Raw genomic sequence first — 9,561 nt, 5'->3', positions numbered from 1 at the left:
CGCTGGTATTGAAGCGCAGCACCCAGTCTCGAACCGTCTGCAAACCAACGCCGCCGACCTGTGCCGCCGCGTGCCGCGCACCACCATCGTAAATCACCGCCAGCGCCAGCAGCCGCCGGACCTGATTGGCGTCACCGCTCAAACGCGCCAACCTTCGAAGACCAGACCCGTCGAAATCGTCCCTTAGCCCAACCGCTGATGCCACCGCCAACCTCCCACCGTTTGCGATGTTGAATCAGATCATGACCGACTTGGGAATCCCCGGCGCTGAGTCAGGCTCCGAGGGACTTGGTATTAGACGTAGCACTTCAGACAAATTTTATTCATGCTACGGGCTGTAGTTTGGGGACTGGTTATGGCGGATGAGAAAAGCGGATGGGGTGTTGTGCGACTGGTGCCATGGCACCTCCTCGGAATCTTCAATACCTCGGCTGAGGCACACGTGCGATGTCTTGAAGCAGGCCGCAACTTCGAGGTTCATTTTGGTAAGGCCGGTGGCAACGCAGACGTTTTCACCTGGCACGATCCAAAGGATCCCATCCCGTGATCACGACGCGCGCGCTCATACTTTTCGCCACTCTGAACGGATTCTTGCGCTAAGTTGTGGTGAAGATCGGGGAGTGGCGTACGCCATTTTCAACCCCGTCTGTCCCCAAGACCTTTGCGACTAGTGCTGCAGCACCGATACCCCCCCGCTGCGGCCCGCTCCCACTTTTCCTATTATGCACTACCGCACCGGTCTTTGGATGTCCTGCGGCATCATGACACTGACGTGCGGCATCTCAACCTGCAAGCAGATGCCTATAGCTGGTGTCACAGGATCAAGAACCTCGATACGGCGCACCATAACCCCATCAGCAGCAGCAGGTCGTGCGCGATGATCTGATTGATCGGCACGTTGACCAACGCCATCGCGGTTGACGGCGGCGTTGCTTCGTGAACGTTGATCCGGTTGGCCGGAAAATGGTGAATGTCTAAAGTGCAAGCCTAATGATGCATCGCAGGCCGTCCGGAGGCATGTGCGCTTGGATGGCGATCCGCCGATCCGGTGAGCATAGCTTCTGATCCTGCCAGATCGACCCGAGCCTGAGACGGTTTAGAAACGCCGGGATCGATAGGTCCACCGCGGCGAGTGCAGCGACGAGGACAACTGGCAGATCGATGAAGTCGCCTTGGTAGGCTCGCGTCGCTTCCGTCATAGCGTCCCCGCGCGATGCCCGCAGAACATGTCCACCGCATTGTGGTACCATGCAAACGGCCCGACCAGAATGAAGCATCGCAAGGCATCCGCCGACCGAAAGGCCTCAACGACCATCCCGCCGTCGGCCGACCGGATCGCCTGGTCCTGCCACATCGATCCGCGCAAGAGACGGGTGAGTAAGTCTTCGACCTGGATCCCGGCGGCGTCGAGCGCCGCTAGAAGTACGACCGGTAGAGCCACGTGTTCGTGACGCGCACCGGCACGGCCCGTGCCGGTGCTCTCATGCGGGCGGCATAGTGGCGTCCTGCTCATTCGCGGATTACCTGAGCGGCGGCCGGTCGGCCGTGAGGCCTTCCGTTGGCAGTCCGACTGTAGGCCGGGCCATGCCGGGATCCTGCATCACGAGCGCCAGCACGTGCTGGCTGGGCGCGTGGGCACAGTGGTCCATGGCCATCTCGCCCCAACCGGTCCAGCGATCCATGCGGTCCTGCAGCCACCTTAACAGACGGTCGCGTGTGGCCGGGTTGGGACACGTGACGGTCCAGATCGTGCGTGCCATCGGGATCACGTCTTCGGGATCGCGATGAAGCATAAGGATCTCATGGCGGCGGAAACCGGTCTCGCGCACGATCGCGTATCCGCCTGCGTAGTTTCCGAGTGTAGGAATGAGCGGCCGGAATGCCGTATCACCCGGGAACTTGGCGTGCGGACTTTCTGGGGTGGACCGTTGCGTCCACCTCATCGCAACGTGCCTCAAGGCTCAAAACACAGCCGATCCTGACCAAATGCGGCGGGGCCGCAGGCAGGGATGGACAGCGTGCACGATCCCTACAAGACGCTTGGCGTGGCGAAGGATGCAAGCCAGGATGATATCCGGCGCGCCTACCGCAAGCTTGCCAAGGCGCATCACCCCGACCTCAACCCCGGCAACACCAGGGCAGAAGACCTGTTCAAGAAAATCTCGGCGGCGAACGGACTGCTGTCGGATCCAGACAAGCGCGCGCGCTTCGATCGGGGCGAGATCGACGTGACCGGGCAGGAGCGGTCGCCGCAGTCGTCGTATCGCGAGCATGCCGAGGGCGACTCTGGCCGACGGTACGGTCGCGCGGGGGGCGCTCAGGGTTGGGACGGCGAAGATTTCAGCGATATCTTCGGCACGATGTTCAACCAGGGTCGGCGGTCCGGACCCGCATACCCAGCGCGCGGGGACGATGAGCGCTATTCGCTGACCACCGATTTTCTCGATGCCATCAACGGTGCGACCCGCCGCCTTTCCCTTCCCGACGGGCGCACACTCGACGTAAAGATACCCGCCGGTGCGCTCGACGGGCTGGTCATGCGTCTGAAGGGGCAGGGCGGGAGAGGGCTAAGTGACGGGCCTCCTGGCGATGCGCTGATCGAGATCCGCGTACTGCCGCACCCATTTTTCGAACGTGACGGGCAGGACATACGCCTTGTCCTGCCGGTGTCAGTTTCGGAAGCGGTGCTCGGCGGGAACATCGAGGTGAGAACGCCTAAGGGACCGGTCTCGATGCGGATTCCAGCCGGATCGGATAGCGGGACCGAGTTGCGACTACGCGGCCGCGGCGTGCCTGCCACCAAAAGCCACTTGGTCGGTGACCTCTACGCCACATTGCGCGTCTTTGTCGGGTCGCCTGATCCGGCGCTCGCCGATTTTCTTCGCGAATGGACGCCTGAAAAGCCGTCCTATCCGCGCCGCGCCATGGAGGCGATGACATGATCAGCTTCGACCTCGTTATTGCACAGACCTCCGGACTCAGGCCCATCGATCTCGAACTTTGGATCGCGAACCGATGGGTGCGACCGGACGGAGATGTGGGTCACTATGAATTCCAGGACATCGACGTCGCTCGCGTCAGACTGATCTACCAATTGCGGGACGATCTCGATATCAATGAGGCGACGCTTCCAGTTGTCCTGTCGCTCCTCGATCAACTCTATGATGCGAGACGGATAATGCGCGAACTCGGCGACGCGGTCCGCGAAATCGCGCCTGAAGATATGCGGAATACCTTGATCGAGAAGCTATCCGGCCAGCGCGGCCTCCCCGACGGAGGATAGCAGGCGGTGCCCATAACTGTCCGCGGCCTAGCAGCGTGGACACCTTTTCTGTTCGTAACCCGTCGGTGCGCTGTCTCATGCCGGTCCAATATTTATCGGAGATGCTGCGTAGTTTCCGAGGCTGACGCGCTCAATGGCGCGGTGCCTATAGTCACCGCAGCGCCGCAACTTCGACAAGAGTTTTGCAGCCAACCTTCCAGCGAAGAGTACCGCCATGAGCAACAGCAGCGATTATCTTCACCGTGACGGTCCTTCAGAAGCAGGTGATGCCAATGGTGTGAGCAAGCTGCCCGATGATGGGCAACGCGCCGAAGCTTGGAGATCGCGCTTGCCGAAATGAGCGATCGCTGGATGCGCTCGCAGGCCGAGATCGCCAACGTTCGCACTCGCGCGAAGCGCGATCTCGACGATGCTCGCCAGTTCGCGATTCAGAAGTTCGCCACCGATGTCGTCGAGGCGGCCGAGAACCTGCACCGAGGCCTCGAGCGGCTGCCGGCGGCGTCCGCGCAGGAGCCGGCAAGCATGGCCGGGATTCGCGCAGGCCTCATTGAGATCGAGCGCGGTTTTGTTGGGGTTCTCGATCGAAACGGAGTCAAACGCGTCGATCCCAATGGGTCCGTCTTTGATCCCAACCTTCACCAAGCGATGGCCGAGCAGGACGCGCCGATGGGCGTGGCACCCGGAACGATTGTCCAGACGCTGGCGCCAACTTGGACGCTCAATGGCCGATTATTGCGGCCGGCCATGGTCGTCGTTGCGAAAGCGGACCCGGGCGAAGCGGCAACGACCCCACCACGACACGACCCGCAACGATAGACAATTTACCGGCGGGTCTGCCGGTCCGACGCATCAGACCGTCCCTTCTCCCGATCCGCATCCGCCTCAAGGCCGATGCGCATCCGACTTCAGGAATCGCATCATGAGCAAAATCATCGGCATCGATCTCGGCACGACCAACAGCTGCGTTGCGATCATGGACGGCAAGGACGTTCGGGTCCTGGAGAATGTGGAAGGGTCGCGCACGACCCCCAGCATCGTCGCCTTCGCCGAGAACGGCGAGCGACTGGTGGGGCAGGCCGCCAAACGCCAGTCGATCACCAATCCCACCAACACGATCTATGCGGTCAAACGGTTGATGGGCCGTCGGTATGAAGATCCGATCACAACCAAGGACAAGGGCCTCGTCCCATATAGCATCGTCGAAGGTGGCAACGGCGATGCCTGGGTAGACGCGCGCGGCAAAGCCTATCCGCCTTCCCAGATCAGCGCGTTCATCCTGGGCAAGATGAAGGACACCGCCGAGGCGTTCCTTGGCGAAGCGGTGAGCCAAGCCGTTATCACCGTCCCCGCCTATTTCAACGACGCCCAGCGTCAGGCCACAAAGGATGCCGGGCGGATCGCCGGGCTCGAAGTGCTGCGCATCATCAACGAGCCGACCGCAGCAGCGCTCGCCTACGGGCTCGACAAGAAGGCGGAAGGCCGGATCGCAGTCTACGACCTCGGCGGTGGGACATTCGACATCTCCATCCTGGAGATCGGCGACGGTGTCTTCGAGGTGAAGAGCACCAATGGCGATACATTCCTGGGCGGCGAGGATTTCGACGCCAGAGTCATCGATTTTCTCGCGTCCGAGTTTCAGCGTGAGCAGGGCATTAACCTTCGCACCGACAAGCTCGCGCTCCAGCGACTTAAGGATGCGGCAGAACGGGCCAAGATCGAGCTGTCGTCTGCCAAAGAGACCGAGATCAACCTGCCGTTCATCACGGCCGACGCCTCCGGCCCAAAGCATCTCCTCGTCAAGATTACCCGCGCCAAGCTCGAGAGCTTGGTCGAAGAGCTGATCAATCGGACCATGGAGCCCTGCAAGGCAGCGCTTAAGGACGCCGGCGTGACGGCGGCCGATATCGACGAGGTGGTGCTCGTTGGCGGCATGACGCGCATGCCCAAGGTCATCGAGGTCGTTCGCCAGTTTTTCGGGAAGGAGCCCGCGCGGAACGTCAATCCCGACGAAGTCGTTGCGATCGGTGCAGCTGTACAGGGCGCTGTTCTCAGCGGGGACGTCAAGGACGTATTGCTGCTGGATGTCACGCCGCTAAGCTTGGGGTTGGAGACGCTTGGCGGCGTGTTCACGCGGCTCATAGATCGCAATACGACCATCCCAAGCAAGAAGAGCCAGACGTTTTCGACGGCCGAGGAAAATCAGAGCGCCGTCACCATCAAGGTCTTCCAGGGCGAGCGCGAGATGGCGGAAGATAACAAGCCGCTTGGTAATTTCGACCTCACCGGTATCAACCACGCGCCCCGCGGCGTGCCTCAGATCGAGGTGACCTTCGATATCGATGCGAACGGCATCGTCTCGGTGCAGGCGAAAGACAAGGCCACCGGCAAGGCGCAGGAGATCAAAATCCAGGCCAATGGCGGGCTCGCCGATGCAGACATCGAGCGAATGGTCCGAGAAGCCGAGACCAATTCGGCCGCCGACAAGGTGCGCCGGGAATTTGTGGAAGCCAAGAACGTCGCGGACGCCGCCACCTATGCCCTAGAGCAGACGCTTGCTGAGCATGGCGAGACCTTCGCCCAACCGCATAAAGCGGAAGCCCATACGGCACTTGCCGTCGTTCGGGCAGCGGTAGATGCGGGCAAGCACGCTGAACTGGTCAAGGCCACCGAACAACTCGGCAAAGTCGCCGCGAAAATCGGTGACGCCGTACAGCAGGGGCAGGCGAGCGCAGCAAATCCGGCGAACGCGGCATCGTCCCCGAAGCCAGACGAGCACGTCGTTGATGCGGAGTTTGAAGATGTCAGTGGCGAGAAGGCCGATGCGTGAGCTCACCGACCACCTTCCTCTGAAATGTGGGCGGGCGCGGTATGCGCCGCATCCGGTCTGGAGCCGCGGCGCCAGTTGAGCTCGCCCTGCAGACCACTCACATCCGCATTGTGAGCGCTCTCCGGCGGAAAGTGCTCAGATCGCAACCTGGTAGCGCTGGCTACCGCTTGTGTGAGCGACGCTTTTTGTCGCGTTCCAGCGAAAGGAAGCCAGCTCATGACATTTCGTCCACTGCATGATCGCGTCCTCATTCGACGCATCGAAGCCGCTGAGAAGACCGCCGGCGGCATCATCATTCCGGACACCGCCAAGGAGAAGCCCCAGGAAGGCGAGGTCGTCTCGGCCGGCACCGGCATCCGCGGTGAGGATGGCAACATCACGCCGTTGGACGTGAAGGCCGGGGACAAGATCCTCTTCGGCAAATGGTCCGGTACCGAGGTCAAGCTCGACGGCGAGGATCTGCTGATCATGAAGGAAAGCGACATCCTCGGAGTCGTTGCCTGAGCATCCCATGATCAAGCGACCTCACGCGAGGTTGGACCACAACTAAATTAGGAATTCTTCATGTCAGCCAAGGACGTAAAATTCTCGCGGGATGCCCGTGAAGGTATTCAGCGCGGTGTCGATATCCTCGCTAACGCCGTCAAAGTGACGCTCGGCCCCAAGGGTCGCAATGTGGTCATCGCCAAAAGCTACGGCGCTCCGCGTATCACCAAGGACGGCGTGACCGTCGCGAAGGAAATCGAGCTCAAGGACCGCTTCGAAAATATGGGCGCGCAGATGCTTCGCGCGGTCGCATCGAAAACCCACGATCATGCCGGTGACGGTACCACCACCGCAACCGTTCTCGCCCAGGCGATCGTTCGCGAAGGGATGAAATCGGTGTCGGCGGGCATCAATCCGATGGACCTGAAGCGCGGCATCGATCTGGCGGTGACTAAGGTTGTCGATGACCTCAAAGCCCGATCCAAGCCCGTCTCTGGCACCGGCGAAATCGCACAGGTCGGCATCATCTCTGCCAATGGCGACGAAGTCGTCGGTCGCAAGATCGCCGAAGCGATGGAGAAGGTGGGCAAGGAAGGCGTTATCACGATCGAGGAAGCGACCGGCGTCGAGTTCGAGCTCGACGTGGTCGAGGGAATGCAGTTCGATCGTGGCTATCTCTCGCCCTACTTCATCACGAACCCTGAGAAGATGCTGGTCGAACTGAGCGACCCGTACATACTGATCCACGAGAAGAAGCTCTCGAGCCTGCAAGGCATGCTGCCGATCCTGGAAGCGGTTGTCGGCAGCGGGCGTCCACTGCTGATCATCGCGGAGGACGTCGACGGCGAGGCGCTGGCCACGCTCGTGGTCAACAAGCTGCGAGGTGGGCTCAAGGTCGCCGCGGTAAAGGCGCCGGGCTTCGGGGATCGTCGCAAGGCGATGCTCGAGGATATCGCGACGCTGACGAAGGGCGAGCTGATCTCCGAAGACCTCGGCATCAAGCTCGAAAACGTCACGCTCGATATGCTGGGTTCGGCAAAGCGCGTTACCTTGGACAAGGACGCGACCACGATCGTCGATGGCGCGGGTTCGCCCGATGCGATCAAGGCTCGCGTCGAGGCGATCCGTGCGCAGATCGAGAACACCACCAGCGATTATGACAAGGAGAAGCTTCAGGAGCGTCTTGCCAAGCTCGCTGGCGGCGTCGCCATCATCAAGGTCGGCGGATCGACCGAGGTCGAGGTGAAGGAGCGCAAGGATCGTGTCGATGACGCCTTGCACGCCACCCGCGCCGCAGTTGAGGAAGGCATCGTCCCCGGTGGCGGCACGGCCTTGCTCTATGCGTCGAAGGCGCTCGACGATCTTAAAGGGGACAATGACGACCAGACCCGCGGCATCGACATCGTCCGCAAGGCACTGCAGGCACCACTGCGCCAGATCGCGCAGAATGCCGGGCATGACGGTGCGGTCGTGGCGGGGCGCCTGATTGATGGAAATAACCAGAATATGGGGTTCAACGCTCAGACCGAGCTGTACGAGAACCTGGTTGAGTCGGGCGTTATCGATCCAACGAAGGTCGTGAGATCCGCGCTGCAGGACGCTGCCTCGGTCGCTGGGCTGCTGATCACAACCGAAGCGGCAATTGCCGACCAGCCCGAAGACATGCCAGCGATGCCGGCAATGGGCGGCGGAGGCATGGGTGGCATGGATTTCTAATCCCGGCATTCGCCATCCATCGTAAGAAAGGGGGCTCGGAGCATAGGCTTCGAGCCCGCTGTTTTTACGTGGCCGTACCGAGGACGCGAGTGGGCCGCGACGGCGCTTACGTTGGCGTTTCATGAGCCGGCGACGAACTAACTCAAAATGCTGCGCTCTTGACGCATGGGGGCCTCGCAGCCTGGCGCCTCGATTAAGTATAATTGGTCGATCCAAGGCGTCGTAGTCGCCTTGAAATAAATCTAGATAGGCTGGCCCGGTCTACCTCTTACGTAGTTCCCGAGGCTATCTCGGATAGTAGCTGTGCGCCAAAGTTGAAATCACTGATCGCATGGTTTTTGGATCTCGTCTGTTCGACAAGGCGCCTTCGATCACACAATAAATAACTTGACCCGGGGATAGAATATGGCCGCTGTAAAATCGAAGCCAGCGACCCAAACCGAGGCGGAAGCCAAGGTGGCCGAGTTTCAACGCGATCCAGGCCCTTTGTCGTGGCCGTAGAAAATACGCGCATGCCGATGCTGTTCACTGACGTTAGGCCTATGCATGCCGTCATCTTTGCGAATGACGCCTTTCTGTTGCTGACCGGATATGAGCGGAGTGAAGTGCTTGCCAAGGGCTTTATGGCGCTTTTGGCGGAGGGAGTGGATTTCCAAACCATCTCAATAGTCGAAGCTGCTTTTCGAGGCGAGGACAGTGGCGAGCCGGAAATTCACTACCGGCGGAAGGACGGCAGTGAATTCTGGGCTTCGATCTTCGTCAGCCCGGTTCACGACGCGACCGGCGCGGTGGTGCAACACTTTGTTTCCTTCGTCGACCTCACCAGGCACCGTCAGGAGAACGCTCGATGCAAAATGCTCATCGACGAGCTCAACCGTAGGGTAAAGAACACCCTAGCTACAGTCCAATCGATCGTAACCCAAGCTACGAGGTGGCCAGCCGAGCCTCTCGCCATCCGCCAGGCTATCGAGTCGCGTATTATCGCACTGTCGCTTTCTCACGACTTGCTTAGCAGCGGTGACTGGAAGGGGGCAGGGTTGCACGATCTAGTCGACACAGCTTTGCGTCCGTTCGAAGTGGTCGATGGGCATCGTGAGCGTTTCACGGTCGCTGGCGACAATGTACATCTGTCGCCAAGGGCGACGCTTTCGCTCGCGATCGCACTGCACGAGCTTGCTAGGTGTTTAGTCCCGGCATTTGGTGGATCGGATTAACAATGAACCGGTCTGGTTCTGAAGTCCAGATTTTG

Annotated in this window: 9 protein-coding genes and 1 pseudogene; 7 read left to right on the top strand and 3 right to left on the bottom strand. The window is 60.6% G+C overall.

Translation table 11 applies throughout. From position 1 onward, the window contains the following. The 3 genes and pseudogenes from RI03_RS23845 to RI03_RS20280 form a co-directional block, all read right to left on the bottom strand. Positions 1–229 (bottom strand): annotated as a pseudogene (locus RI03_RS23845) (IS630 family transposase); the annotation flags it as partial. Positions 230–1,195: 966 nt separating this feature from the next. Further along, a complete protein-coding gene (locus tag RI03_RS20285) occupies positions 1,196–1,513 on the bottom strand; it encodes a hypothetical protein (protein ID WP_026046918.1) in 318 nt (105 codons plus the stop codon). 7 nt (positions 1,514–1,520) lie between these two features. Continuing rightward, complete coding sequence (locus RI03_RS20280) at positions 1,521–1,829, bottom strand: hypothetical protein (protein ID WP_138995777.1); 309 nt, start codon at positions 1,827–1,829, stop codon at positions 1,521–1,523. A 180-nt stretch (positions 1,830–2,009) separates the two neighbouring features. Between RI03_RS20280 and RI03_RS20275 the strand changes: the two genes are divergently transcribed. The 7 genes from RI03_RS20275 to RI03_RS20245 all read left to right on the top strand — a co-directional run bounded on the left by RI03_RS20275 (position 2,010) and on the right by RI03_RS20245 (position 9,526). Next, entirely contained in the window at positions 2,010–2,942 is a 933-nt protein-coding gene (locus RI03_RS20275; protein ID WP_010219565.1) for a DnaJ C-terminal domain-containing protein, read from the top strand. Continuing rightward, entirely contained in the window at positions 2,939–3,283 is a 345-nt protein-coding gene (locus tag RI03_RS20270) for a chaperone modulator CbpM (RefSeq protein ID WP_010219564.1), read from the top strand. The genes RI03_RS20275 and RI03_RS20270 overlap by 4 nt, the downstream gene beginning before the upstream one ends. A 315-nt stretch (positions 3,284–3,598) precedes the next feature. Continuing rightward, complete coding sequence (locus RI03_RS20265) at positions 3,599–4,099, top strand: nucleotide exchange factor GrpE (protein ID WP_010219563.1); 501 nt, start codon at positions 3,599–3,601, stop codon at positions 4,097–4,099. Between the two features lie 103 nt (positions 4,100–4,202). Continuing rightward, on the top strand, positions 4,203–6,110 hold the full coding sequence (gene dnaK, locus RI03_RS20260) for a molecular chaperone DnaK (RefSeq protein WP_010219562.1): 1,908 nt from the start codon (positions 4,203–4,205) through the stop codon (positions 6,108–6,110). Positions 6,111–6,326: 216 nt separating this feature from the next. Next, positions 6,327–6,614, top strand: coding sequence for a co-chaperone GroES (gene groES / locus RI03_RS20255; RefSeq protein WP_010219561.1), 288 nt, complete (start codon positions 6,327–6,329; stop codon positions 6,612–6,614). A gap of 60 nt (positions 6,615–6,674) precedes the next feature. Next, a complete protein-coding gene (gene groL, locus RI03_RS20250; protein ID WP_010219559.1) occupies positions 6,675–8,312 on the top strand; it encodes a chaperonin GroEL in 1,638 nt (545 codons plus the stop codon). A 491-nt stretch (positions 8,313–8,803) separates the two neighbouring features. Continuing rightward, complete coding sequence (locus tag RI03_RS20245) at positions 8,804–9,526, top strand: HWE histidine kinase domain-containing protein (RefSeq protein WP_274517577.1); 723 nt, start codon at positions 8,804–8,806, stop codon at positions 9,524–9,526. Positions 9,527–9,561 lie beyond the last annotated feature (35 nt).

This window comes from Sphingomonas sp. PAMC 26621, assembly GCF_000251145.1.
GTDB lineage: Bacteria > Pseudomonadota > Alphaproteobacteria > Sphingomonadales > Sphingomonadaceae > Sphingomonas.
The sequence above is the reverse complement of the archived record's forward strand: the minus strand, read 5'-3'. Positions and strand labels throughout refer to the sequence as shown.

Coding starts and splice junctions, on each gene's coding strand:
- RI03_RS20285 (WP_026046918.1), bottom strand. CDS start 1,513: ATGAGCAGGACGCCACTATGCCGCCCGCATGAGAGCACCGGCACGGGC.
- RI03_RS20275 (WP_010219565.1), top strand. CDS start 2,010: ATGGACAGCGTGCACGATCCCTACAAGACGCTTGGCGTGGCGAAGGAT.
- RI03_RS20270 (WP_010219564.1), top strand. CDS start 2,939: ATGATCAGCTTCGACCTCGTTATTGCACAGACCTCCGGACTCAGGCCC.
- dnaK (WP_010219562.1), top strand. CDS start 4,203: ATGAGCAAAATCATCGGCATCGATCTCGGCACGACCAACAGCTGCGTT.
- groES (WP_010219561.1), top strand. CDS start 6,327: ATGACATTTCGTCCACTGCATGATCGCGTCCTCATTCGACGCATCGAA.
- groL (WP_010219559.1), top strand. CDS start 6,675: ATGTCAGCCAAGGACGTAAAATTCTCGCGGGATGCCCGTGAAGGTATT.